Consider the following 25,011-nt stretch of genomic DNA (forward strand, 5'->3'; position numbering starts at 1 on the left):
GATGATGCGCTCGATCGCCTCGCCCCGTATCGCAGTTCTCGACATTGGCAAGACCAATCTCAAACTGCTAGTGGCGAGCGAGGACGGCTGGCCGCTCGAAACACATGCGCTTCCAAATGTGCCGATGACTCAGGGCTCGTACCTCGCCTATGACCTTGCCGGGTTAGAAGAGTGGTTTCTCGATACCCTTGCCGTCGTGTCTCAACGCCATGCCATTGGAGCCGTGATCGTGGCTGCGCATGGATGCGGTGCGGTTCTCGTCGACGGTGATACGCCAGTGCTGCCGATGATGGACTATGATGCCGTCTCTCCACCGGCAATCGATGAAGCATATGCGCGAATCGCGCCCGGTTGCGATGAAGTGTTTTGCGGAATCGGAGGGGCGATGCGGCTAGGAAAACAGCTGCTGTGGCAGGAAAGCGCGTATCCCCTCGAATTCGCCCGCGCAAAAACCTATCTGACCACCGCGCAGTTTTTTGCCTTGCGGCTTGGCGGACGTGCGGCCAGTGAAATCTCACAGCTCGCGGCTCAGAGCCATATCTGGGACCTCATCCACCAGCAGCCTTCTTCTCTTATGCGCAAGCGCGGCTGGAGCCATCTGCTGCCCGAATGCGTACCCGCCGGCGAGGTGCTAGGGACGGTTTCGGAATCCGTAGCCAGGCGCTCCGGCCTGGCGCAATCGACCGAGATCCTCTGTGGCGTCCATGATTCCAACGCCAACCTGTTCCGCTACAAGGCCGCCGGCATGGCCGATGCCACGATCCTATCGACCGGTACCTGGATGATCGGCTTTCAGCGCGGCCTCCCCCTGGACAAACTCGATTGCACGCGCGCGATGGTTCTCAATATCGATGTCGATGGCGAGAATGCACCTTCGACATTGATCGCGACCGGCCGCGAATACGACCTGATCCGCGGGAACAATTGTGCTTCCGATGCAGCCGTCCTTGCCGCATTGCCCACCCTGCTGTCGAGGGGAACCCTGGCGCTCCCCTCATTCGTCGGCGATGATGGACTGTTTCCGGGCGCGGCTCGCCGCGGACGGGTCATCGGACCGCCCCCCGAAACGCCTGCCGAATGGCAGGCACTAGCGGTGCTCTACGCAGCATTCAGCGCAAACCGCTGTCTTGATGCGCTCGAGAGCTCACAACGCATAGTCATCGATGGTGGCTTTGCCGCAAACCTGCCCTTCGCCCGTTGCCTTGCGACTTTGCGATCCTCGCAGAGCGTCTGGGTGAGTCGGTCTCCGGACGGAACGGCGCTTGGCGCTGCGCTGCTGTGGCGGCGGTTCTCGCGTACGCTGCCGGTTTCGAGTGTGATCCTTGAAGCCGTCACATCACTCAGCAACGATGGGTTCGAACCGCGCGACCTTTCCGCCGCCTACCAGTCCTGGATCGCTTTCTCGGAGCCGTCTTCATGACAGACCATAATCATGCCGATCTCCGCCAAGGCATTGTCGATACCTGCAGGGAGATGAATCGAAACGGCCTCAATCAGGGCACATCCGGCAATCTTTCGCACCGGATTCCAAACGGCATGCTGATCACGCCTACCAGTCTGCCCTATGATCGGATGCAGCCAGACGACATTGTCGCGATGGATTTTGCCGCGAACTACCAGGGCAACCATCGGCCTTCATCCGAATGGCGCTTTCATCGCGATATTCTGCGAGCACGCGAAGACGTCAACGTCGTGCTGCATACGCATTCCACCTTCAGCACGATTCTCGCCGTTCATGAGCGTGGCATTCCCTGCTTCCACTATATGGTTGCAGTTGCGGGTGGCAACGATGTGCGCTGTACGCCATATGCTTGTTTCGGCACTCAGGCACTATCGGACTACGCCCTCAAGGCCCTCGAAGATCGCAACGCTTGCCTCCTTGGCCATCATGGCTTGATCGTAACGGCCCAAACGTTCGAAAAGGCGCTTTGGCTCGCCGTGGAGGTGGAGACGCTGGCGAAGATGTATGTCCATGCGTTGGCTATCGGCGAGCCGCCGCGCCTCAGCGACGCTGAAATGGCGCAGGTACATCAGCAGATGAAACGCATGGGATACGGCCAGGCGCCTGACCTTGACGATGTCGGCGATGTTCCGCGCGCCCTCCCTGAGTCGAAACGGACGGCACATTGATGGTGGATTTTCGCGGACAGCTGCCACCAAGTTCGCTCAGCACCGGCCACGCAGAACGAAGGCCGAGGCCGGATGTACGGGTTTGACCGTCACAGCCCTTGGGCAGAAGACGTGCGCGAACAATCAGGCTTGCCCGCTTCACCGCTCAAGAGATCAACGACTTAGCTTGTCGATCGGCTCCGCGCAATTGCGGCAGGATACGCCGCCCTCACCGGGAGAAGAACCTCGTCATCGACGCAGACCTGATCCCGGGCGCCGATGGCGCGTCGCCTTTTTCGCGCGTGCGGGGCAGACAAACAATCACCTGCATGGAGCGAAACTATCAAAGTTTAATGCGTTCTGTCGTTCTCATCGATCAAATTGGGGACGGGTTCTGAGTTATTAGGCGACCAATGCAGGCAGGATTTGCGTTCTCCAAGCTCGCCGACCGGTTGGCGAGCCTCACTCCCGTAACGGCTGACGATCTCCACCTGCTCGCGGACATGGCAAGCACAATCGCGCATCTCAGTTCGCGTCAGGCCGTTTTGCGGCATGGCGATGATACCACCCAGTGCTGCCTGCTGCTTCAGGGATATCTGTCCTGGCAGGATGCAGAGAGTGCGGACGGGCAGATCACGTCAATCCATGTTCCCGGTGACATCGCCGATCTACACACGCTTTATCGTCCGCGCGTTGACGGCAACCTGATCGCACTCGGCCCGGCCATCGTCGCTCTCGTGCCACACCGCTTCTTTCACGATTTGTCCGCGCGTTCGCCCGCGATGTCTCGCGCATTGCTGCTGATGCTGCTCACCAGCCACGCCATTCAGCGCAACTGGACGGTGAACCTGGGCAGCCGTGATGCATTGACGCGTGTTGCGCATCTGCTGTGCGAGATCACTACCCGCCTGCAAAGCGTCGGCTTGGCGAGAGATCTCAGGTTGCCATCACCCTTTACCCAATCGGACCTTGCGGCAGCGTGCAGCATTTCCCCAGTGCACGCCAACCGCACAATTCAGGAACTGCGACGATGCAACCTCCTGCAATGGCAGGGTAAGACGGTAACGATCACGGACTGGCCGGGACTCGTGCGGCTCGCAAGATTCGATCCGACTTATCTGGGGATTCCGTCCAGCCGCGACGATGCGTCGTCCTCGCGTCTCAGGCCACTTACGGCGGACCTTGCGCTCGCTTGAGCCCGTTTCGGACGACACCTTGACGGATTGCGGAGCGTGCAATCAGGGCCTGCCGCGCTTCTCCAATGACATCATCCCAATTATCTGGCGTCCTCTGATGAAACAGCCGCAGGCTCGGATACCAAAGGGAGTGGGACTCGGATGACGGCCAGCGCCAGTCGCAATCCGCATGCAACAAGACCCACGCATCACAGCCGAGTGCTCCCGCGAGATGGGCCACCATGGTATCGACGCAAATGAGCAGATCGAGCCGCTGGAGGAGATGACCGAGAACCGTAATGTCAGGCGTGCTGACGTCCCTCGCGCCGATCTCGGCCAGTTCGCGCGCTCGGGCCCCGCGTTGCAGCGAGCAGAGCGTCACGCCGGGAACGTCAAGTTGCCCCAACAGGGACGGCGGGATGGTCCTTCGTTTGTCCCAGTTGCCGACTTCCCAAACCAGACCGACGGCAAGCCTTCGCAGTCCAAGACCTGGAACTTCAAGACCTGGAACTTCGAGACCTCGAAGTTCAAGACCTCGCACTTGCGCAAGTGCTGGCGCGACCGCCGGCGGCAGCGATACGTAAGGTGCCCGCATCTCGACGTGCTCCCGCCCCGCCCTTATGGCATGCGGCACCTCCATGATTTCGACATCGACTTCGAAGTCGACCTCAGGCGTACCATCATGGAGCGCAAAGGCCCGATCGACGCCAGCCGTTCGCTCGACCAGCGGCAGAAGCTCGCCCTGGCACCAGACCGTGACCCGGCGCGCGACGTCACGAAGCGGCCGCATGAAGCGCAGGAACTGGATGGTGTCGCCGAGCCCGTGGTAGCAGCGGACCAGCACATCCTTGCCCGTCAGCTCCTCGCCGCGCCAGATACGCTGCAGGTGACGAGGCCCGGTGTGCTTGGGTGGATACGCAAGCATCGCCAGATCGCGGTCGCTGATCGCCCAGGCACGTTCGAAGTCGCCTGCTCGCATCGCTTCCGTCCAACTAACCGACACTCGCGGTGATCCGATCAACGCCGCACGAATTTGTGAAAACGGCTCATCTTGCCATCCTTGGTGCGGTCCTGGTGAAGGAACGCGATGCCGGTCTCGTCGAACTTCGCGAAGAATTCGTCCCAGCTGATCCGGTCGAGACCTTCGTCGGGCGGATCGAAATCGATGCGCAGGATACCGGCGTGTCCGTCCTCCTCGGTAGCCTTGACCGTCGCGGGCTTTCCGCCGCGTTCCTCCGCCCATTTCCTGATCACGTCATGGCTGGTGGTCTGCTGGGCTTCGCTGGTTTGTGATTTGGTTGACATGTCACACCTCGACTGCTGACAAAGAGCGAGCGACGAATAGGTCGTCGCGTCAGACTGTTCGCCGTGAACGCCGGACGGAAGGATTTGTTCTTTCGTGGTGTCGGGCTCTCTCAGAGCATCATCTTCTTCATCTTCATCATGGAAGCTTTTAGTTCCCGCCAAACTGCTCGGGATTCTATCCCAGGTTAAGGGCGCGAAATTTTTTTGGCCGGAATCTGACGTAGTGCCGTGAGTTCAGGAACGAACATACGTTCCTCACGTTCGCCGACGTACTTACGTCAACACTGCAAGTCTTCAACACTGCAAGTCTTTAACACAGTACGTCTTCAACACTGCATGCCTTAACGCTGCACGTCTTCCGGAGGGCCTAGATCCATGCATTCTCGTCTTCAGGACAGGCGGCGCGTGCGCGTCGGCATCGTCGGTGTCGGCAATTGTGCGAGCTCCTTCGTTCAGGGGCTCTCCTATTACCGGGACGCCAAATCGAATGAGCCGGTGCCTGGGCTGATGAACGCCGATCTCGGCGGCTACCACATCAGCGACATTCAGGTCGCGTCGGCCTTCGACGTCCATGCCGGCAAGGTCGGACGCGACGTGGCCGAGGCAATCTTCGCAGCGCCGAATAACACGCACCGCTTCTCCGACGTCGCGCCCACCGGCGTCATGGTCCAACGTGGCCCTGTCATGGACGGCGTCGGCCAATATCTCAAGGACGACGTTCCGATTGCGGATGTTCCGGAAGCCGACGTCTCCGAGGTGCTCGCGACGTCGCGCACGGACGTGCTTGTGTCCTATCTTCCCGTCGGTTCGCAGCGCGCGAGCGAATTTTACGCCGCGCGCGCGATCGAGGCCGGCTGCGGCTACGTCAATTGCATCCCGGTCTTCATTGCCTCGAATCCCGACTGGCGGCGGCGATTCGAGGATGCAGGCCTGCCGATCGTCGGCGACGACATCAAGAGCCAGGTCGGCGCCACCATTCTGCACCGTGTGCTCGCCAATCTCTTCCGCGAACGCGGCGTGCGGTTGGACAGAACCTACCAGCTCAACGTCGGCGGCAACACCGACTTCAAGAACATGCTCGAGCGCGAGCGGCTGACGTCCAAGAAGATCTCCAAAACCCAGGCCGTGACCAGCCAGTTCGATGTGCCCATGGATGCCGATAATATCCATGTCGGCCCGAGCGACCATGTGCCGTGGCTGACCGACCGCAAGCTGGCTTTTATCCGCCTGGAAGGCACGACGTTCGGCGGTGTTCCCTTGAGCGCGGAGGTCAAGCTCGAGGTCTGGGACTCCCCGAACTCGGCGGGCGTCGTGATCGACGCGGTCCGCTGCGCCAAGCTCGCCATGGACCGCGGGCAGGCCGGCGCGCTGACGGGGCCGTCGAGCTATTTCATGAAGTCGCCGCCTCAGCAGTTCACGGACGAGGAGGCCGGACGGCGAACGCGCGCCTTCATCGACGACAAGGCGTACGCCTGATGGCGGAGATCATTCATCTGATCCGCCATGGGCATCATGCCCTGCTCGGCCGCACGCTCTGTGGCCGGATGAAGGGCGTAGAGCTCGATGATCTCGGCTGCGAGGAAATCGCGCGATGCGCCGATACCTTCACGCCGCCGCCGAGCATGGTCCAGTCGAGCCCGCAGCGGCGCTGCATGCAGTCGGCCTGCATCCTGGCGGCGCGCTTCGGCTTGCCAGTCGAGATCGTGCCGGCACTCGACGAGCTCGACTACGGCGAATGGACCGGACTGTCATTCGAGGCGCTCGCCGGAGACCCCCGATGGTCGCGCTGGAACGAACAACGCGGAACGAACCGCCCGCCAGGCGGCGAAAGCATGCGGTCGCTCCAGAAGCGCGTCGTCGCCCATCTGGACCAAGTGCGCAATGATCATTGTAGCGGCACCGTCGTCGTCGCCGTCAGCCATGCCGAACCGATCCGCGCAGCGCTGCTGCATTATTCCCGGAAGGAGCTCGACGACTTCCTCTCGATCAAGATCGACCCCGGCAGCGTCAGCACCCTCAGCGTGGACAATCGCGGACTCAAGATCACCGGGATCAATCAGCGGGTGCCAGCGTGAAGATCGTCATTTTCGGCCTGACAATTTCCTCGTCGTGGGGCAACGGTCACGCCACCTTGTGGCGAGGGCTTTGCAAGCATCTCGCGCGCGCCGGCCACAGCGTCGTCTTTTTCGAGCGCGACGTGCCGTACTACGCCGGCGCGCGGGATTTGCACGAACTGCCCGGCGGCCAATTGCGACTGTTCCCGAACTGGGACGATGTGCTTCCTTTGGCGCGCAGCGACATTCGTGATGCCGATGTCGCGATCGTGACCTCCTATTGTCCCGACGCGATCACCGCGACGGAGCTCGTCCTGTCCGAGGGTCGGGCGGTGCCCGTGTTCTACGATCTCGATACGCCGGTCACGCTGGCGAAGCTGATGGCTGGCGAGACCGTTCCCTACATCGGGCCGTGCGGCCTGCGGGATTTCGCCCTGGTCCTGAGCTTCACCGGCGGTCCACGCATCTGCAACGAATTTCGCGACAGGCTTGGCGCTGGCAATGTCCGTCCGCTCTACGGCCATGTCGATACGGACATTCATCGGCCGGTGCCGTCGCAGCCGCATTACCGTGCGGATCTGTCTTATCTCGGCACATATTCGCAGGATCGCCAGCGCGCTCTCGAGGCTCTCTTCGTCGAACCCGCACGTAGCAGGCAGGATCGGCGCTTCCTGATCGGGGGTGCACAATACCCGGAAGATTTTCCCTGGTCGCCAAACATTTACTTCGTGCAGCACTTGCCGCCGTCTGAGCACGCGTCGTTCTTTGCGTCGTCCCGGCTGACACTCAACGTCACGCGCCAGGCCATGGCGGAGATGGGCTGGTGCCCCTCCGGCCGCCTGTTCGAAGCCGCTGCCTGCAAGACCCCGCTGCTCAGCGACGACTGGCCGGGACTCGATGAATTCTTTGTACCCGGGCGGGAGATCCTGATCGCACGCGATGCGAAGGACACGCTCGCCGCGTTGACGATGACCGACGCCGAGCTTCAGCACATCGCCGGGCGCGCATATGAACGGACCATGGATCAGCACACATCCGACAAGCGCGCAGCCGAACTGATTTGGCTGTTCGAGCAGACGGCATCCCTTGGCGCGCGCCGACAGCAACCCGAGGAGGCCTGATCATGTGGGGCATCGTTCCGGCCGCGGGCCGCGGCAGCCGCATCCAGCCGCTTGCCTTCTCCAAGGAGTTGCTTCCGGTCGGAAGCCAACGGGACGACGGCATCGACCGTCCGTGCGCGGTCTCCGAATATCTGCTGGAGCGGCTGATCCTTGGGGGCGCCGACAAGATCTGCTTCGTGATCTCCCCCGGAAAATCGGACATCCTCGAATATTTCGGCGATCATTACGGCAGCGCCCAGCTCGCCTATGTCGTGCAGCCCGATGCGTCGGGGCTGTGCGATGCCGTGTTCAGGGCGGGCACGGTGGTTGGCCACGACGAAGACATCCTGGTCGGACTTCCGGATACCGTCTGGTTCCCAAAGGCGGCCCTGCAGGCATTGCCGGCCGCTGACCTGTCGTTTCTGCTATTTCCAGTCGAACACCCCGAGTTCTTCGATGCTGTCGTGCTCGACGGCGATCGCGTCACGGAAATCCAGGTCAAGCAGCCGGATGCGGCGTCGAAATGGATATGGGGTGCCTTCAAGATGTCCGGCAACGGATTTCGCGAACTCCAGTCGTTGTGGACAAAGCGCGAGCGCCGGGATGAATATTTCGGGACGCTCGTCAATGCCTACATCGCGGCCGGCGGCCAGGGTCTCGGCGTCAAGGCTGGCGAATCCTATGTCGACGTCGGCACCATCGACGGCTACCGGACAGCAATGGCGTTGCTCGCGGAAAGCTCTCCCGGGAACGGACGCTCTCGACTACTGGCCGGCGGTTCGCCGGAGGCAGCCCGCCCGGCCCCCGCAATGAACAATGGAGTGACCGCATGAGCAGTGGCGCCCTCTCCCGCGAGGAAATCCGCCAGCGCGTCGATGCGCTCGGGCCATGGTTTCACAATCTGGACCTCAACGGCGTGCCGACAGCGCCTTCACACTTTCTCGGCGACTATCCCAACGTGAAATGGCGCCGCTTTTCCGGGATCATTCCGGACCGCCTCGAAGGCAAGACCGTGCTCGACATCGGCTGCAATGCCGGTTTCTACGCTATGGAGATGAAGCGGCGCGGCGCCGAGCGCGTCCTCGGCCTGGACACCGACGACGAATATCTCGCGCAAGCCCGCTTCGCGGCTGAGGTGAACGGGCTCAGGATCGAATTCCGCAAGATGTCAGCCTATGATGTCGGACAGCTGCGCGAAAAATTCGATCTCGTGATCTTCATGGGCGTCCTCTACCACCTGCGGCACCCTCTGCTGGCGCTCGACCTGATCCACGAGCACGTGGCCGGCGATCTCCTGCTGTTCCAGTCGATGCAGCGCGGCGACAGCCGCGTGGATTCCCTCGACAAGAACTACGACTTCTGGACCACCGATCAGTTCGATTCCCCGGGCTATCCAAAGCTGCACTTCATCGAGAACAAATATGCCGACGACCCCACCAATTGGTGGGTGCCGAACCGCGCCTGCGCCGAAGCCATGCTGCGCAGCGCCGGCTTTGCGATCGCGGCGCATCCGGAAGAGGAAGTCTATCTCTGCAAGCGGGTGACAAGGCCGCAGGCGGAAGGTCCGGTTTATCCGTCGCGGGAGACCGGCCGATGATCGAAGCCGCCAAGATCTGGAACGAGCCCAACAACAAATCGCACTGGGACATCCTGATCGATCCGGATTGGACCATGTTCGCCAGCCTGGCGCTGGCTGCCGGAAAGGCGATCCGCAGCGCGCATCCCACACTCCCGCGTGTGCTTGGCGGCATGTCGCCGATCGATCCGTCCTTCATGCGCAACATGCAGGCGCGCGGCGTGCTCGATCATGTCGATGCCGTGGCCGTGCACGGCTTTCCGCTGGACTGGAACCTGTGGCAGATCGCGGAATGGCCCGCCAAGATCGAGGAGATCAAGGCGGTCACCTCGCTACCGGTCTGGGTGACGGAGGTGGGAGTCTCGTCCTTCGGTGCCGAGGAGGTGCAGGCCTGGGGACTGACGCGGACCGCTGAGCTATTGACTGGCCGGGCGCCGCGGATTCACTGGTACAGCCTGTACGATCTGCCTTCGAGCTGGGAGGCGACCACGCGGCACAAGGAAGCTGAAGGCTCCTCCTACTACCGGCATTTCCACATGGGGCTGCTGCGCGAGGACGGCACGCCGAAAGCTGCCGCGGACTTGTTCGGCCAATATGCACCTGCGATGGGCCTGTGCCAGTGGTTTCACTTCGAGGACCACCGCCTCGATGACGCCGTGCGCTGGATGCGCCGACTCGGCGTGCAGCATCTCAGGACCGGCCTGTCCTGGGCTGACAGCTTCCGTCCCAATGCGCTCGCCTGGTTCGATCGGCAGATGGACGCGCTGGCCGAGTTTCAGGTCACGGTGACCTTCTGCTTCACCCCGGAACATCGGGGTATCGAGCCTCATCACACCAGCCCGCCGCTCGACGTCAACGAGTTCGCGGATTTCTGCGCACAGATGGTCGAACGCTATTGCGCGAAAACCGGGCTCGCGCCGTCCGCAGCGTCTTCGCGCGCGGCCATCTCGGAGCCGACATGCGTGCCCTGATCCTGGTGATGGACTCCGTCGGCATCGGCGCCGCGCCCGATGCCATCAATTACGGCGACGAGGGTGCCGATACCGTCGGCCACATTGCTGACATGTGCATGGCCGGCAATGCCGACGGACCACGCCGGGAGGGGCCGCTTCGGCTTCCCAATCTGGTCGCGCTCGGCCTTGGCCAGGCTTGCCGTCTCGCCACCGGGCGCGTGCCGCCGGGGCTCGATGGCCGTCCTGAGCATGCGCGATTTGGCTGCGCGAGCGAGATCTCCAAAGGCAAGGACACGCCATCCGGCCATTGGGAGATCGCCGGCGTGCCGGTGCCGTTCGACTGGGGCTATTTTCCAAGAACCAAGCCGTGCTTTCCGCGCGACCTGGTGGAGCGCCTGTGCGAACAGGCTCGATTGCCCGGCATCCTCGGGAACTGTCATGCCTCCGGCACCGAGATCATCGCCGAATTCGGCGAGCGTCACATCAGAACGGGCGAACCGATCTGCTATACGTCGGCCGACAGCGTGTTTCAGGTCGCAGCGCACGAGGAGACGTTCGGACTCGAACGCCTCTATGAGATCTGCCGTATTGCGCGCCGACTGATCGATCCCCTCAACATCGGGCGCGTCATCGCACGTCCCTTCATCGGCGCGTCGGCAGGTGATTTCAAGCGAACAGCGCACAGGAAGGACTTTTCCGTTCCGCCGCCGGAGCGGACGATCCTCGATCTTGCCGAAAGCGCAGGCCGTGACATCGTCACGATCGGCAAGATCGACGACATCTTCGCCCATCGCGGCACCGGGAGGAACCTGCGCGGCGACGGCAACCAAGCGCTGTTCGATGCCACGCTCGATGGGCTCGCCTCTCTCGCAGAGGGCGGGATGTTGTTCGCAAACTTTATCGATTTCGACACGCTGTATGGCCATCGCCGAGATGTCGGGGGCTATGCAGCGGCACTCGAAACCTTCGATGCTCGCGTTCCGGATCTGCTGAACCGCCTGCGCGACGATGATCTCCTGATCATCACGGCCGATCATGGTTGCGACCCAACCTGGAGCGGTACCGATCATACGCGGGAACAAGTGCCGATTTTGGCGTGGAGCACGCGGTCAACTTCTCCGATCGGCAAGCGCGACGGATTTGCGGACATCGGCGCGACGGTCGCGAGGCATCTTGAGCTACCGACGCCGGTTCACGGCGTGTATTTTTAGCCCGCTGCACCGGACAGATTCACCTGGGTTATTGATCCAGGTTAGAGAAATATTCGTTTGTAGGTTTCGCAGGAACGAACATTCCTTGCATCGCTTCTTATTCCAAATGTGACTGGCGCGCCGGTCGCCCGACCAGAACAGCAGCGCGCTTTCATTCTCATCACGGATTGATCCCGCAGGATCGATCTCACGGCGGCACGGAGCGGTGAATGACGCGAGTATTGATCACTGGAGGTGCGGGATTCATCGGATCGCATGCAGCCGACGCGCTGCTGGCGGCCGGCTATGAAGTCCGCCTGCTCGACAACCTCTCGCCGCAGGTCCACGGAGGCAACCGCCAGCGTCCCGCGTATCTTGCCAAAGACGCGGAGCTCGTCGTCGGTGACGTCACCGACGCTCTCGCGGTCGATCATGCGTTGCGCGGCACCGACATGGTCCTGCATCTCGCATCAGCAGTCGGCGTCGGCCAGAGCATGTACGACATCGAACCCTACGTCAGAACCAACGAGCTCGGTACCGCCGTGCTGTTGCAGACACTGTCCAAGCGCCCGGTCGCGCGGCTCGTGGTGGCCTCGTCCATGAGCATCTACGGCGAGGGCCTTTACCGGAGCGCCGATCAGAGCGTGGTCGCCTGCGAGGAGCGGGCGGTCGAGCAGCTTCGCCGCGGCGATTGGGAGCTGCGCGATGCAGCCGGTAACCCGCTCGATCCTGTCCCTACGCCGGAGACAAAGCAGCCTTCGCTGAGCTCGATCTATGCGCTCAACAAATATGCGCAGGAGCGCATGTGCCTGATCACGGGCAAGGCTTATGGCATCCCGACCGTGGCGCTACGCTTCTTCAATGCGTTCGGGCCGCGTCAGGCCCTGTCCAATCCGTATACCGGCGTGCTGGCCATCTTTGCCGCCCGGCTGCTCAACGGCCGCCCTCCCCTCGTCTTCGAGGACGGCCGGCAGCGCCGCGATTTCGTCCATGTCCATGACGTTGCCCGCGCCTGCCGGTTGGCGCTGGAGGCGGAGCACGCGCAGGACGTCTTCAACGTCGGCTCCGGCCAGAGTCGCACCATTCTGTCGGTCGCGGAGGATCTGGCCGAAGTCATGGGGCGCCGCGACATTGCGCCCGAGCTGACGCGGAAATATCGCGCCGGAGATATCCGGCACTGCTTCGCCGACATGGGAAAATCCCGCGACGTGCTCGGCTTCGAGCCTCGCGTCGTATTCAGGGCCGGGCTCGAAGAGCTGGCGGAATATCTCGCCGACCAGATCGCTGACGATCAGGCCGAGCGAGCCACCAAGGAGCTGCAGCAACGAGGATTGGTCGCGTGATGAGTGAACGAGACAACAGACCCGTCCTGATCACCGGCGGCTGCGGGTTTATCGGCTGCAACCTCGCCGATCGCCTCGCGGAGCGTGGCGAGCCGGTGCTGATCCTGGACAACCTCGCCCGCGCCGGCGTGCGGGAGAATGCGCAGTGGCTGAAGTCTCGGCATGGCGACCGGGTCACAATCACCGTGGCCGATATTCGCGAGCCGATCCCGGTGATCGACGCCGTACGCGAAGCCCGCGCCGTGCTGCACTTGGCCGCCCAGGTCGCCGTCACCGACAGCGTGAGCGATCCGGCCGCCGATTTCGAGATCAACGCGCGGGGCACATTGAACGTGCTCGAAGCCGTGCGCCTCCACAACAACGCCGCGCCGATCGTGTTCGCCTCAACCAACAAGGTCTACGGACGCCTGATCGACGATGGCGACATCGCGCTCACCGGTCGCCGCTACACGCCGACAAGCGGCCTGCTGGCCGCCGGCATCTCGGAAAATGCGCCGCTCGACTTCTACAGCCCCTATGGATGCTCCAAGGGAACGGCGGATCAATACGTTCACGACTATGCGCGGGTCTACGGCCTCCAGACCGTGGTGATGCGGATGAGCTGCATCTATGGGCCCCGTCAATTCGGCACCGAGGATCAGGGCTGGATCGCGCATTTCCTGCTGAGCGCCATCCGCAGCAAGGAGCTGACGATCTATGGCGACGGCCATCAGGTCCGCGATGCGCTTCACGTCTCCGACGCGGCCTCGGCCTGGCTCGCCGTGCTCGATGGCATCGCGCTCGCCCGTGGAAGCGTCTTCAATCTCGGCGGCGGTCCGGCCAACGCAATCAGTCTGCTGGAATTGATCGACCGCATCACCGATCTGACCGGCCGCAAGGTGGCCTATCGCTTTGCTGATTGGAGGCCGGGGGATCAGCCCTGGTACGTCACCGACACGCGCGCGCTCTCCAGCGCGCTCGGCTGGGCGCCTCAGGTTTCGTTCGCAGACGGCCTCCGATCCCTTCACACCTGGCTGGACGGCCGGTTCGGATCGTCACAAGGCAACCGCGAGGCGCTGGCATGACGCGTGTTGCCCTCATCAATCCAAACTGGGATTTTGGCGGCAGCATCTATTTCGGCTGCCGATCCCCTCACCTTCCGCTCGAACTCGGGATCTCCGAGCATTACCTGAAGGCGGCCGGGCACAAGACGCTGCTGCTCGACGCCCACATGTTCGATCTTTCCCTCGCCGATATCGAAGCCGAGCTGCGCGCGTTCGGCCCCGACCAGATCGTCATCACGACGGCACCGACCTATCTGTTCTGGCGCTGTGCCCCTCCCGAGCTCCGCGTTCCGCAGGAGCTCGCGATGGCGGTGCGCGATTTGGCTCCGATCCTCATCGCGGTGGGCCCGCATGGCTCGACTGTGCCAAGGACCGCGCTTCGAAAGCTCGGCACCGACATCGTCGTGATGGGCGAGTGCGAGGCGTCCTTGCTGCGTCTCGCCAATGGCGAGCGGGACTTTCCGGGCCTGTGCTTCGCCGATGGCGCATCGCTACGCGTCAATGAGGGGCCGCAGGCGGTCGCGTTCAAGGATCAGCCGCCGCTTGACTGGCCGGAGGAGATGATCCGGCGGCACCATCATCACCATCATCGCTTCGAAGCCGAGCCGCAGGCGCCAGGCGCCGAAGTCGAATCATCCAGGGGATGTCCGTACAACTGCACGTTCTGCGCCAAGGAGAACTTCCGCAACGCCTACCGCAAGCGGCCTCCCTCCATTGTTCTCGAAGAGATCGACGGCCTGCGTCATCAGGGCATCGAGTATGTCTATTTCATCGACGAGATTTTCCTACCGAACGCGGAACTGCTGGAAGGGCTGACGACACGCGGGCTGAAGTTCGGGGTACAGACCCGCATCGACCTCTGGAGGCCGGATATGCTGGCGCTGCTCGGCCGCGCCGGCTGCGTCTCGATTGAAGCCGGCATCGAGAGCCTGACCGTCGAGGGCCGCGCCGCGCTCGCCAAGAACTGCAAGATGACGACCGACCAGCTGGCCGAACGCCTGGTCGAAGCGCGCCGTCACGTTCCTTTCGTGCAGGCCAATTTGATCGAAGTCCCCGAGGACGATGACCCCATCGTGCAGCGCTGGCGCCGCACCATGCAGGATGCCGGCATCTGGGCCAACGATCCGGTCCCGCTGTATCCCTATCCGGGCTCGCCGGATTATCGGAAGCTGTGGGGCGAGCCCGACGATTTCGCCTGGGAGCGCGCACACCGGCATTATCTTGCGATGTTCGACCAGTTCAGCGACGTGCAGAACGATCGCCCGGTCCCGCTCGAGACTCTCGAACTGCAGGTGGCATCATGAGCCGCAGCTCGCAGCTCAGGATCCTGATGACGACCGATACCGTCGGGGGCGTCTGGACCTACTCGTCCTCTCTTGCTTCGTCCCTTGCTGCGAAGGGCGCCGACGTCACCCTGGTGACGATGGGCCCCCGCGCGCAGGCCGGCCAGCTTGCAATGCTGCGTGGCTCGCGGGTCCGCCTGATCGAAACGGACCTTGCACTCGAATGGCAGGACCCGGAAGGACAAGATCTGTCCCAGGCCAGACACGTCCTTGCGAAGCTCGAAGTCGGAATCGGGCCCGACGTCGTTCACCTCAACAGTTTTCGCGAGGCGACCTTCGCCTGGCGCGCTCCTGTGGTGGTCGTCGCGCATTCCTGCGTCAACTCCTGGGGGCTCGCCTGCCGCGATACGGGCTGGCTCGGCGAACCGAAGTGGCGCCGCTACACCGAACGGGTGACGGCCGCACTCGACACGGCACAAGCCTGGGTTTGTCCCAGCCAGTCCTTCCACGATGACGTTGCGGAAATCTATCGGCCTCGCTCGCGCGGCAACGTGATCTGGAATGGAATTTCCCCTCAGGATCCCGCGGGACGGAAGCAAGACATGATCTTTGCGGCGGGCCGGCTCTGGGACCGCGCCAAGAACATCGAAGTCCTGGCGGCTGCAGCGCCTGGGCTGGACTGGCCCGTTCAGGTCGCCGGGCCGGCGGACGAGTGCCCTTCGGCTTCCGTCACCTGGCTCGGGCAGTTGTCTCACGAAGCCATGCGCGCGTACTTGCAGCACGCCGCCATCTTCGCCAGCCCTGCGCTCTATGAGCCGTTCGGCCTCTCCGTTCTGGAAGCCGCTGCGGCGGGATGCGCTCTCATCCTGTCCGACATTCCCACTTTCAGGGAATTGTGGAGCGAGGCCGCGCTGTTCGTCGATCCCACCGACAGCAAGGCGCTGCATCGAGCACTCGCAGGTCTGTGCACCGACGATCGCGAGCGGGTGCGGCTGCAACGTGCCGCCTTTGAGCATTCCCTGACCTACTCGCTGACCCGGACCACGAGCGCCTATCTCAGCCTCTACCAGGAGCTGCTTGCCGTCCATCACGCGCCCGCCCCCATGGAGGTACGCGCATGAAATGCGTTCTGTTCTACCACGCGTTCACCTCCTGCTGGAACAACGGCAATGCCCATTTCCTGCGTGGTTATGCCCGCGAACTTCACGCGCTCGGCCATGAGGTCGTCGTGTTCGAGCCGATCGACGGCTGGAGCCGATTGAATGCGATCCGCGAGGGTGGCAGTCAAACGATGGAGGATATTCCAACGCTATTTCCCGGCATCGGCCTCCGCCGCTACGATGCCTCCCTTAATCTCGATGAAGCCTTGCACGGCGCCGATCTCGTCGTCGTCCACGAATGGAATTCGCCTGATCTAATCGCAGACATCGGATCGAGACGGGCTCACGGCGCTCCGTTCACGCTGCTGTTCCACGACACCCATCATCGCGCCGTTAGCGCACCGGACGAACTTGCGCAGTTCGACCTCGACGGCTTCGACGGTGTGCTCGCCTTCGGCGAGGTCCTTCGTCAAATCTATCTGAAGCTCGGCTGGGCGGACCGGGCCTTCACCTGGCACGAGGCGGCCGACATCGCCCTGTACCATCCGCTGCCGCATGTCGAGCGCACCGACGATGTCGTCTGGATCGGAAATTGGGGCGACGGCGAACGCAGCACCGAGCTCAACGAATTTCTGGTCGAACCCGTGGCCGAGCTGAAGCTGCGCGCGGGGGTCTATGGCGTCCGCTATTCGGACGGGGCGCTCGACACCATTCAGGCGGCAGGCATTCGGTATGGCGGCTGGCTGCCCGCACACTGGGCTCCCATCGCTTTCGCCGGCGCACGCGCGACTGTCCACGTTCCCCGCGGCCCCTATGTCCGCTTGCTTCCGGGCATTCCAACCATTCGCGTCTTCGAGGCGATGGCCTGCGGCATTCCACTGGTCTCGGCCCCCTGGTCGGATGCGGAAGGCCTGTTCCCGGAAGGTGCCTATCTCGGCGCCTCCGACGGCACCGAAATGAAGCGGGCGCTTCGTGCGCTGCTCGATGACCGGGAGTTATGGTCCTCCACCGTGGAGACCGGACTCCGGACAATCAAGGAACGTCACACCTGCCGTCACCGGGCGGAGCAGCTTGTCGGCATCGTGCAGGACCTCCGGGTCACAGGCCACTCCAAAAAGCCCCTGCGATACATCGGAGCCTCCGCATGAAGATCTGCTTCTTCGGGTCCAGCCTCGTCTCATCCTACTGGAACGGTGCTGCCACCTATTACCGCGGCATGCTGAAGGAGATTGTGGCCCTCGGCCACGACGTCACATTCTTCGAGCCCGATGCCTTCGAGCGCCAGGCCCATCGCGACATCGACGATCCGGACTGGGCGAAGGTGGTGGTCTACGCCGCGACGCCCGACGGCTGGCGAAGCTCGCTTGAGGAAGCGGCCCGCTCGGCCGACATGCTGGTCAAGGCCAGCGGCGTCGGCGTCTTCGATCGGGAGCTGGAGAACGCGGTCGCTGAAATTCCGTCGAATGCGATGCGCATCTACTGGGACGTCGATGCCCCCGCGACGCTGGAATCGGTGGCGGACAATCCAGACCATCATCTGCGCCATGCGATCCGGTCCTACGACATGGTTTTGACCTATGGCGGCGGCGATGCTGTCGTATCCGCTTATCGCGGCATCGGCGCGCGAGACTGCGTGCCGATCTACAATGCGCTCGACCCCGCCACGCACTTTCCGGCGCCGCCCAATGCGCACTTCACCTGCGATCTGAGCTTGCTGGCAAACCGCCTCCCTGATCGCGAGCAGCGCGTCGAGCGGTTCTTTATCGATGTCGCCTGCCGATTGCCGGACAAGACATTCGTGCTCGGTGGATCGGGGTGGGACTCGAAAGACACGCCAGCCAATCTGCACAAGGTCGGGCATGTCGGGACCGGCGACCACAACGCGTTTTTCGGCTCCGCTCTGGCTACGCTGAACGTCAATCGCGATAGCATGGCCCGCTACGGCTTCTCGCCGCCAACGCGCGTGTTCGAAGCCATCGGTGCCGGAGCCTGCCTGATCACCGACCAGTGGGACGGCATCGATCATTTTCTCGAACCAGATCGCGAGGTGCTGGTGGCCGCGAGCGGGACCGAGGTCGCAGAGCATCTTGCCGCACTGCGCCTCGACCGGGCTCAGGCGATCGCAGCGCGCGCTCGTGCGCGCATTCTGAGCCATCACACCTACCGGCAGCGCGCGCGCCAGTTCAACGATCTCTTTGCCGCAAGCAGTTCGCGAATCGAGGCAGCAGAATGAACCTCACCATCGTCGTCGTCGGTCTTTCGGTTACTTCGTCCTGGGGCAACGGTCATGCCACGACCTACCGCGCCCTGATCGAAGCCCTGGCACGACGAGGTCACCACGTCACGTTTCTCGAACGCGACGTCCCCTGGTATCGCGAGCATCGTGATCTTGCCAAGCCTTCCGCTTGGACCGTCGAGCTTTATCAATCCTTGAAGGACATCCCGCAGCGTTTCGGCAAGATAATCCGCGATGCCGATCTGGTGGTCATTGGCTCCTACGTGCCCGACGGCATCGCGATCTCCGAATGGATCACGACCCACGCCCGGGGGATTACCGCCTTCTACGACATCGACACGCCGGTCACGCTTGCCAAGCTCGAGCAGGGCCTGGACTATCTTTCCGCGGCGATGATCCCGCGCTTCGACCTTTATTTGTCCTTTGCCGGCGGCCCGGTGCCCGGCATGATTGAGGAGAACTATGGCAGTCCGCTGGCGCGGGTGCTGTATTGCAGTGCCGACACCGACATCTACGCGCCACAACGCGTGGAGAAGAAGTGGGCATTAGGCTATCTCGGAACCTATAGCGAGGACCGGCAACCGGTTCTGGAGCAGTTGCTGCTCGCCCCCGCTCGCACTCTGTCACGCGAGCAATTCGTCGTCGCCGGCGCGCAATATCCCGATGAGGTGGTCTGGCCCGCCAATGTCGCCCGGATCGAGCACCTCACGCCGAGACATCATCCGGGCTTTTACGCAGAGCAACGCTTTACGCTAAACGCCACCCGCGCCGACATGCGCGCGCTCGGCTTCTCGCCCAGCGTTCGGCTGTTCGAAGCGGCCGCGTGCGGCACGCCCGTCATCTCGGACCGGTGGCCTGGAATCGAGACCGTCTTCGAGCCTTTCCGGGAAATCCTGCTCGCATCGAGCCCCCGCGACGTCGTGGAGATCCTGCGCGACATGCCCGAGGAGCGGAGGCGCACGATCGCGGAAAACGCACGGCGGCGCGTTCTGGCCGACCACACCTCCGACCATCGCGCCCGGCAAGTGGAGACCTACTACGCCGAGGCATCGGTCCGTCGCCGTCGGAAAGCCCCGCAACTTCCCGCCTCGCGTCCCATGCAGGTCGCTCAAATCTGAAAGGCACCACCATGACACTTCAGACCCGCATCAACGCGTCCCGCCGCTCCCCCACCGTTCTGGTGGCCGGCGGCGCCGGCTTCATCGGATCCCACCTCTGCGACTCGCTTCTGCAGCGCGGCCACACCGTGATCTGTCTCGACAACCTGTTTACGGGAAGGATCGACAACATCCGGCCGCTGCTCAATCATCCGAATTTTCGCTTCATCGAACATGACGTGCGCGATCCCGTCGAGATCGACGGCGACATCGACCGGATCTACAGCCTCGCCTGCCCGGCGTCGCCCCGTCACTATCAGAAGGATCCGGTCGGCACGATGAAGACGTGCGTGCTCGGCACCATCAACATGCTGGAGCTCGCGCAGCGGAAAGGCGCGCGGGTGCTGCAGGCATCAACCAGCGAGGTCTACGGCGATCCGGAGGTCCATCCCCAGCCGGAAACCTATCTCGGCAACGTCAATCCGATCGGGCCCCGGGCCTGCTACGACGAGGGCAAGCGGGCCGCGGAAACGCTGATGTTCGATTACCATCGCATGTACGGGGTCGAAATCAAGGTCGCGCGCATCTTCAACACGTACGGACCCCGGATGCTGGAGAATGACGGACGCGTGGTCTCCAACTTCATCGTGCAGGCACTTCGCGGAGAGCCGATCACGATCTATGGAGGTGGTACGCAGACCAGGAGCTTCTGCTTCGTCGACGATCTCGTGCACGGCCTCCAGCTGCTCATGGAGAGTTCGTCTTCGATTACCGGTCCGTGCAATCTGGGAAATCCCCACGAGGTCACCATCGAGGCCATTGCGCGCGACGTGCTGGCGTACACGGAATCAATTTCCCCGCTCCGGTTCGAGGAGTTGCCCAAGGACGATCCAAAGCGCCGCAAACCGGTGATCGACACAGCCGTTCGAGCGCTGGGATGGCGCCCGCGCGTGGCGCTCAAAGACGGTCTCAAGGCGACGATCGCCTATTTCGCCATGCGCATGGCCGGGGAAGCGCCGGCACTCGTTCCGGCCATTGCACCGCGCAGGAGCGGACGTACCGGGGCACGCGGCAAGCTGACGATCGCCGATCGGCAGTGATCAGCGGAACTCCTCGCGAGCCCTCAAGCCCGTGAAGCAGCCGCGCCGCGGACCGACTTGCAGAGGTTCTCGAGATGGTACTGGTATTCGGAGATCGCGCGGTTCGCCATCCGGATCCGATTTTCCTGGCCTTCCTGGACCATCATGGTGATGCGTTGGGCTAGAAATACGCACGCATCGAATTCATCGTGGATCGCTCCACTACGGGCGAGAAAGTCCCATGCGATCTCATAGGCCTGTTCGGCAGCAGGATTGCGGTAGTCGCTAAAGATGATGTGCGTCATGACAGCAAAACGCGGATGAGAGGGTTTCGGTCCTGCAAGCCCATATGATAGCGCAGGCAGCCTCGGCGGCCGATACATGCCCGTAGGAACGAACGATTCCTGCCCGTGTTGACCCCGCAGTTCCTACCGACGGCTTTTTGTTCATGGTCAAGGATCTATCGCGTGAAACGGAGAAGGACGGCACCCGGAAGCTGATGATGGCGGGATCGGGAGTGGCCGCGGTCCTGTTTGTGGGTTTCATCGTCTGGTTCGCCGTCCCGCAGATGTTCGGGGCAACGGACTATCTGGGCCGCCCCTCCACAGGAGCCGGCTGCCTCAACGATCAGCAGCGCGAACAGCTCCGCTCCATCCTCTCATCAGCGCATGACCCCGCGATGGATCGCCCGAATTTCGAGATGATGATCGGTACTTCCGTGCCGCGCCAGTACGCTGATCGCGTGCCGCCGCATCGACGGATTGTAGAGAGGACAGCTTATGCCGAAAGCAAAAGAACCTGAAAACGATCCGAGAGAAACCCCGGTCGACGATCCGCGACAGCAGACCGATTTGCCAACCCACCGGCAGACGGACCAGCCTTGGCAGGGGAATCCCGAGAAGGAGCAGATCGACCCAAAGCGTCCCCCGATTGATCTGGAGCGGTGGCAAAAATCGAATACCCACTAGCTGCGACGCACGTACCTCGTTCACGCGTCGAGCTCATGGATGGTGGGCCGCAGGTCGCCCTCATCCAGATCGAGCGTTGCCAGCGTGATCGGCAGCTTGAAGCGCCTCGGACCGGCGCTCCCGGGATTCAGGAAAAGCACTCCGTTGATCGTGTTGACCTGCACCCGATGCGAATGTCCTGCTATCACCACGTTCACACCGGTTGCCGCAGGGTCGATGGCCAGCGTCTTGAGATCGTGCAGAAGATAGAAGCAACGAGCGCCGAGGTGCACCGTTTCGGTTTCGGGATAGCGCCTCGCCCAGCTGCCGACGTCGACGTTTCCCCTGATGGCGGTGACGGGTGCTATTCGGCAAAGCCGCTCCAGAACCTCCGGCGCGCCGATATCACCGGCGTGGAGGATATGCGACACTCCCGCAAGACAGCGCTCGGCCTCCGGCCGGAGAAGGCCGTGCGTATCCGAGATCACTCCGATTCTCGTCAACATGTCAGGCCGGGATTTCAGTGCAGGACATCCATTGGCACTTTCCCGATCTCCTCACCCTCCTGGTTCGTGACCGGGATGGAAAAATGACGATTCCTGAGTTCGGGACGCTCCGCGAGGCTTTTTCTCGGACAACGCAGTCCCGCAAGCGGGGCTCCGACCGCTACGGGTCAGGAGTACAAAATCGCAGGAGATAGTAATTAGGGATGCAAAATCGCGGAATTTGGTAGCGGGAGAGGGACTCGAACCCCCGACCCCAGGATTATGATTCCCGTGCTCTAACCAGCTGAGCTACCCCGCCACAGGGTCGCGAGGGCCTGACAAGGCCGATCTCGCGAACGCGCGGCATATAAGGAAGGGGGCGGCGGGCTGTCAATCCGCCTTCGCTTCCGCTTAGCGAAAGCTTCGGCGGACATGGCCGCGGGTGGAGACGAATTGGCTTGTTTTGAGCTTAATTTCCGGCCGCACCGTCATGGCCGGGCTTGTCCCGGCCATCCACGGACGTCTTCGCTGCCGCCGAGAACGTGGATGCCCGGGACGAGCCCGGGGGCATGACGACGAGATTGGGGATGCGGAACAGGCTCCGCCTACGCCAAGGCTTCGGCGCGACAAGCTATTTCGGCCTTACTGTCGGATCCCCGCCGGGGCTGCCGGGGGGCGGGATCACGGGCATGGCGCCGTTCGTGCTAGGCGCCGGGGCGTGCATCTCGGGATCGACGCCGGAGGGCGGGCAGAGCACGCCGTCCGATTTGGCCAGCTTGTCGCCGAGCGGTTCCCGTGACTGGCCGGTGGTGGTGCCGTCGGCTGAGCGGTTCGGGCGGTCCTGCGGCGTACAATTCGTCGCATGCTGTGGGGATGGCGGCGCGGTTTGTTGCGGCGGCGTCGCCGGGGCGGGCGGGGCCTGCGCGATCGCGCTGCCGGAGGCGGCGATCAGGAGGCTGGCCAGAATGATGTTCGATGTGGTGCGCATGGGAGGGAAACGCGCGGGGCGCGCGCCCTGTTCCCACCCCCGAACATTACGATTTGAGGTAGCGGATCAACGAAAAGTGCCCCATCGGCGGCATCGGGCGGCGCTCCGCCAGCGTAACGCCGCCGTGCTTTGCGGCCCAGACGACCAGGCGGGCCCACGGAAACTCCGGGCGCCAGCCGAGACGGCGAGCCAAGGGCGCAAACGCGAGTTCGGAGAGTTTGCGCAAACCCTTTTCGGCGCCGATGTGATTGACCAGGATCAGCTCGCCGCCGGGCTTCAAGACGCGCACGAACTCGTCGAGCGTGCCCTCCGGATCCGGCACGGCGGTGATGACGTATTGCGCGACCACCGCGTCGAAGAAGTTTCCAGGGAAGGCGAGATTCTTCGCGTCCATCACCGAGAGCACCTCGACATTGCTCAGGCGCAGCGCACGCACGCGCGATTGCGCCTTGCGAAGCATCGGCTCGGAGATGTCGACCCCGCAGATTTTTGTGGTGCGCGCATAATCCGACAGCGAAAGCCCGGTGCCGACGCCGACGTCGAGGATACGGCCGCCGATGCGGTCGGCCTCGGCGATGGTCGACTGCCGGCCGGCGTCGAACACCTTGCCGAACACGAGATCGTAGACCGGCGCCCAGCGGCCATAGGCCTTCTCGACCCCGGCCCGCGAGATGTCTGCTGCCATGCCCTGCCCTATATATTTTTTTAGCCGCGGACCGCTTCTGCGAGCGGCCTCGTCGTGCTGCTTGCGGCCTTCGCGGCGGCGCTTTGAATGAAGCCGCCGCCGAGCACGCGGGCCTGGCCGCCAGGTGCGTCGTAGAACACGCAGGCCTGGCCCGGCGAAACGCCCTCTTCGCCGGCGACGAGCTCGACCTCGTAATGGCCGTTTGCGCCGCGCAGCCACGCCGGCTGGGGCGCGCGGGTCGAGCGCACGCGCACGAACATTTCGAGTCCATTGCCGATGGCGCAGTCGATGTCGCCATCGCCAATCCAGTTGACGTCGCGCAAGCTGATGCGATGCATCTTCAGCGCCTCGCGCGGGCCGACGACGACGCGGCGGTTGGCGGCCTCCAGCCGCACCACGAACAGCGGTGCGGCGGCTGCGATGCCGAGGCCGCGGCGCTGGCCGATGGTGAAATTGGCGATGCCGTTGTGACGGCCGAGCACGCGGCCGTCGAGATCGACGATGTCGCCGGGGTCCATCGCGTTCGGCCGCAGGCGGGTGATGATATCCGTGTAGCGGCCGGTGGGCACGAAGCAGATGTCCTGGCTGTCGTGCTTGTCGGCGACGGCTAGACCGAAGCGCCGCGCCAACTCGCGCGTCTCGGGCTTAGTCATGTCGCCGAGCGGAAAGCGCAGATAATCGAGCTGCTCCTGCGTGGTCGCGAACAGGAAGTAGCTCTGGTCGCGATCGGCGTCGGCGGCACACACCAGCGCGCGCGAGCCGTCGGCGCGGCGGCGCGAGGCGACGTAATGGCCGGTGGCGAGCGCGGTGGCGCCCAACTCGCGCGCGGTCTTCAAAAGGTCGCGAAACTTGACCGAGCGGTTGCACTCGATGCACGGCACCGGCGTCTCGCCGAGCGCGTAGCTGTCGGCGAAATTATCGATGACGGATTCGCGAAAGCGGTCCTCATAATCGAGCACGTAATGGGGAATGCCGAGCTTGGCCGCGACGTCGCGGGCGTCGTGGATGTCCTGGCCGGCGCAGCAGGCGCCCTTGCGATGGGTCGCCGCACCATGGTCGTAGAGCTGCAGCGTGATGCCGACGACGTCGTAGCCTTCCGCCTTCAAAAGCGCAGCCGTCGTCGATGAATCGACGCCGCCCGACATGGCAACGACGACCCTGGTATCCTCAGGACGGCCTTCGAGATCCAGACTGTTGAGCATGGGCCTTAAAGCGTTGTGGACGGCGGCGTTGGGCGATCCGCTGGGTGCTTCCAGCGGGACA

At 63.2% G+C, this 25,011-nt stretch carries 27 protein-coding genes and 1 tRNA gene; 20 read left to right on the forward strand and 8 right to left on the reverse strand.

Annotated features, from left to right (window positions below; genetic code table 11):
• Position 1: 1 nt before the first annotated feature.
• From BRA1253DRAFT_RS16380 to BRA1253DRAFT_RS16390, 3 genes are all read left to right on the forward strand, one after another.
• A complete protein-coding gene (locus tag BRA1253DRAFT_RS16380; protein WP_007596127.1) occupies positions 2–1,420 on the forward strand; it encodes an FGGY-family carbohydrate kinase in 1,419 nt (472 codons plus the stop codon).
• Positions 1,417–2,130 (forward strand): class II aldolase/adducin family protein, encoded by a 714-nt coding sequence (locus BRA1253DRAFT_RS16385; protein ID WP_007596128.1) that lies wholly within the window; start codon positions 1,417–1,419, stop codon positions 2,128–2,130. The genes BRA1253DRAFT_RS16380 and BRA1253DRAFT_RS16385 overlap by 4 nt, the downstream gene beginning before the upstream one ends.
• 392 nt (positions 2,131–2,522) lie before the next feature.
• Positions 2,523–3,305: a Crp/Fnr family transcriptional regulator gene (locus BRA1253DRAFT_RS16390; protein WP_007596129.1), complete on the forward strand. Its 783-nt coding sequence runs from the start codon at positions 2,523–2,525 to the stop codon at positions 3,303–3,305.
• On the opposite strand, the gene BRA1253DRAFT_RS41585 is transcribed toward BRA1253DRAFT_RS16390, so the two are convergent.
• Together BRA1253DRAFT_RS41585 and BRA1253DRAFT_RS16400 are read right to left on the reverse strand one after the other, a co-directional pair.
• Positions 3,280–4,263, reverse strand: coding sequence for a hypothetical protein (locus BRA1253DRAFT_RS41585; protein ID WP_083869867.1), 984 nt, complete (start codon positions 4,261–4,263; stop codon positions 3,280–3,282). The genes BRA1253DRAFT_RS16390 and BRA1253DRAFT_RS41585 overlap by 26 nt on opposite strands.
• Before the next feature lie 38 nt (positions 4,264–4,301).
• Positions 4,302–4,589 carry a hypothetical protein gene (locus tag BRA1253DRAFT_RS16400; protein ID WP_007596131.1) on the reverse strand — a complete coding sequence of 96 codons (288 nt, stop codon included), beginning with the start codon at positions 4,587–4,589 and terminating at the stop codon, positions 4,302–4,304.
• A 375-nt stretch (positions 4,590–4,964) separates the two neighbouring features.
• Between BRA1253DRAFT_RS16400 and BRA1253DRAFT_RS16405 the strand changes: the two genes are divergently transcribed.
• The 15 genes from BRA1253DRAFT_RS16405 (at position 4,965) to BRA1253DRAFT_RS16475 (ending at position 20,664) form a co-directional block, all read left to right on the forward strand.
• Positions 4,965–6,065 (forward strand): inositol-3-phosphate synthase, encoded by a 1,101-nt coding sequence (locus tag BRA1253DRAFT_RS16405; RefSeq protein WP_007596132.1) that lies wholly within the window; start codon positions 4,965–4,967, stop codon positions 6,063–6,065.
• Positions 6,065–6,664 (forward strand): histidine phosphatase family protein, encoded by a 600-nt coding sequence (locus BRA1253DRAFT_RS16410; protein ID WP_007596133.1) that lies wholly within the window; start codon positions 6,065–6,067, stop codon positions 6,662–6,664. Before BRA1253DRAFT_RS16405 ends, BRA1253DRAFT_RS16410 begins: the two co-directional genes overlap by 1 nt.
• Entirely contained in the window at positions 6,661–7,764 is a 1,104-nt protein-coding gene (locus BRA1253DRAFT_RS16415; protein ID WP_007596134.1) for a glycosyltransferase, read from the forward strand. The genes BRA1253DRAFT_RS16410 and BRA1253DRAFT_RS16415 overlap by 4 nt, the downstream gene beginning before the upstream one ends.
• 2 nt (positions 7,765–7,766) lie before the next feature.
• On the forward strand, positions 7,767–8,576 hold the full coding sequence (locus BRA1253DRAFT_RS16420; protein ID WP_007596135.1) for a nucleotidyltransferase family protein: 810 nt from the start codon (positions 7,767–7,769) through the stop codon (positions 8,574–8,576).
• Complete coding sequence (locus BRA1253DRAFT_RS16425) at positions 8,573–9,340, forward strand: TIGR04290 family methyltransferase (protein WP_007596136.1); 768 nt, start codon at positions 8,573–8,575, stop codon at positions 9,338–9,340. The genes BRA1253DRAFT_RS16420 and BRA1253DRAFT_RS16425 overlap by 4 nt, the downstream gene beginning before the upstream one ends.
• A complete protein-coding gene (locus BRA1253DRAFT_RS16430) occupies positions 9,337–10,290 on the forward strand; it encodes a hypothetical protein (protein ID WP_007596137.1) in 954 nt (317 codons plus the stop codon). Before BRA1253DRAFT_RS16425 ends, BRA1253DRAFT_RS16430 begins: the two co-directional genes overlap by 4 nt.
• Positions 10,278–11,483 carry a phosphopentomutase gene (locus BRA1253DRAFT_RS16435; RefSeq protein WP_007596138.1) on the forward strand — a complete coding sequence of 402 codons (1,206 nt, stop codon included), beginning with the start codon at positions 10,278–10,280 and terminating at the stop codon, positions 11,481–11,483. The genes BRA1253DRAFT_RS16430 and BRA1253DRAFT_RS16435 overlap by 13 nt, the downstream gene beginning before the upstream one ends.
• A gap of 209 nt (positions 11,484–11,692) precedes the next feature.
• Complete coding sequence (locus BRA1253DRAFT_RS16440; RefSeq protein ID WP_007596139.1) at positions 11,693–12,805, forward strand: NAD-dependent epimerase/dehydratase family protein; 1,113 nt, start codon at positions 11,693–11,695, stop codon at positions 12,803–12,805.
• Positions 12,805–13,869: a GDP-mannose 4,6-dehydratase gene (locus tag BRA1253DRAFT_RS16445; RefSeq protein WP_007596140.1), complete on the forward strand. Its 1,065-nt coding sequence runs from the start codon at positions 12,805–12,807 to the stop codon at positions 13,867–13,869. Before BRA1253DRAFT_RS16440 ends, BRA1253DRAFT_RS16445 begins: the two co-directional genes overlap by 1 nt.
• Positions 13,866–15,152: a TIGR04295 family B12-binding domain-containing radical SAM protein gene (locus BRA1253DRAFT_RS16450; RefSeq protein ID WP_007596141.1), complete on the forward strand. Its 1,287-nt coding sequence runs from the start codon at positions 13,866–13,868 to the stop codon at positions 15,150–15,152. The genes BRA1253DRAFT_RS16445 and BRA1253DRAFT_RS16450 overlap by 4 nt, the downstream gene beginning before the upstream one ends.
• On the forward strand, positions 15,149–16,252 hold the full coding sequence (locus tag BRA1253DRAFT_RS16455; RefSeq protein WP_007596142.1) for a glycosyltransferase family 4 protein: 1,104 nt from the start codon (positions 15,149–15,151) through the stop codon (positions 16,250–16,252). Before BRA1253DRAFT_RS16450 ends, BRA1253DRAFT_RS16455 begins: the two co-directional genes overlap by 4 nt.
• Positions 16,249–17,379, forward strand: coding sequence for a glycosyltransferase (locus BRA1253DRAFT_RS16460; protein ID WP_007596143.1), 1,131 nt, complete (start codon positions 16,249–16,251; stop codon positions 17,377–17,379). Before BRA1253DRAFT_RS16455 ends, BRA1253DRAFT_RS16460 begins: the two co-directional genes overlap by 4 nt.
• Positions 17,376–18,464, forward strand: a complete 1,089-nt coding sequence (locus BRA1253DRAFT_RS16465) for a glycosyltransferase (protein WP_007596144.1) — start codon at positions 17,376–17,378, stop codon at positions 18,462–18,464. Before BRA1253DRAFT_RS16460 ends, BRA1253DRAFT_RS16465 begins: the two co-directional genes overlap by 4 nt.
• Positions 18,461–19,585 (forward strand): glycosyltransferase, encoded by a 1,125-nt coding sequence (locus tag BRA1253DRAFT_RS16470; RefSeq protein WP_007596145.1) that lies wholly within the window; start codon positions 18,461–18,463, stop codon positions 19,583–19,585. Before BRA1253DRAFT_RS16465 ends, BRA1253DRAFT_RS16470 begins: the two co-directional genes overlap by 4 nt.
• Before the next feature lie 11 nt (positions 19,586–19,596).
• Complete coding sequence (locus BRA1253DRAFT_RS16475) at positions 19,597–20,664, forward strand: UDP-glucuronic acid decarboxylase family protein (RefSeq protein ID WP_007596146.1); 1,068 nt, start codon at positions 19,597–19,599, stop codon at positions 20,662–20,664.
• 23 nt (positions 20,665–20,687) lie between these two features.
• Here BRA1253DRAFT_RS16475 and BRA1253DRAFT_RS16480 read toward each other — a convergent pair whose 3' ends face one another.
• Positions 20,688–20,948 (reverse strand): hypothetical protein, encoded by a 261-nt coding sequence (locus BRA1253DRAFT_RS16480; RefSeq protein ID WP_007596147.1) that lies wholly within the window; start codon positions 20,946–20,948, stop codon positions 20,688–20,690.
• Positions 20,949–21,085: 137 nt separating this feature from the next.
• Here BRA1253DRAFT_RS16480 and BRA1253DRAFT_RS16485 point away from each other — a divergent pair, with 137 nt between their 5' ends.
• A complete protein-coding gene (locus BRA1253DRAFT_RS16485) occupies positions 21,086–21,445 on the forward strand; it encodes a hypothetical protein (RefSeq protein WP_157158602.1) in 360 nt (119 codons plus the stop codon).
• On the forward strand, positions 21,423–21,611 hold the full coding sequence (locus BRA1253DRAFT_RS41590; RefSeq protein WP_007596149.1) for a hypothetical protein: 189 nt from the start codon (positions 21,423–21,425) through the stop codon (positions 21,609–21,611). Before BRA1253DRAFT_RS16485 ends, BRA1253DRAFT_RS41590 begins: the two co-directional genes overlap by 23 nt.
• A 20-nt stretch (positions 21,612–21,631) precedes the next feature.
• Here BRA1253DRAFT_RS41590 and BRA1253DRAFT_RS16490 read toward each other — a convergent pair whose 3' ends face one another.
• From BRA1253DRAFT_RS16490 to mnmA, 5 genes are all read right to left on the reverse strand, one after another.
• A complete protein-coding gene (locus tag BRA1253DRAFT_RS16490; protein ID WP_007596150.1) occupies positions 21,632–22,096 on the reverse strand; it encodes a metallophosphoesterase family protein in 465 nt (154 codons plus the stop codon).
• Positions 22,097–22,317: 221 nt separating this feature from the next.
• Positions 22,318–22,394, reverse strand: a tRNA-Met gene (locus BRA1253DRAFT_RS16495).
• A gap of 312 nt (positions 22,395–22,706) precedes the next feature.
• The gene (locus tag BRA1253DRAFT_RS16500; RefSeq protein ID WP_007596151.1) at positions 22,707–23,063 is read right to left on the reverse strand and encodes a hypothetical protein; all 357 of its coding nucleotides are present in this window, start codon (positions 23,061–23,063) and stop codon (positions 22,707–22,709) included.
• 46 nt (positions 23,064–23,109) lie between these two features.
• Positions 23,110–23,748 (reverse strand): class I SAM-dependent methyltransferase, encoded by a 639-nt coding sequence (locus tag BRA1253DRAFT_RS16505; RefSeq protein WP_007596152.1) that lies wholly within the window; start codon positions 23,746–23,748, stop codon positions 23,110–23,112.
• Between the two features lie 20 nt (positions 23,749–23,768).
• Positions 23,769–24,950 carry a tRNA 2-thiouridine(34) synthase MnmA gene (gene mnmA / locus BRA1253DRAFT_RS16510; protein ID WP_007596153.1) on the reverse strand — a complete coding sequence of 394 codons (1,182 nt, stop codon included), beginning with the start codon at positions 24,948–24,950 and terminating at the stop codon, positions 23,769–23,771.
• Positions 24,951–25,011: the final 61 nt, after the last annotated feature.

Origin of the sequence: Bradyrhizobium sp. WSM1253, from assembly GCF_000244935.1 — a bacterium.
GTDB lineage: Bacteria > Pseudomonadota > Alphaproteobacteria > Rhizobiales > Xanthobacteraceae > Bradyrhizobium > Bradyrhizobium canariense.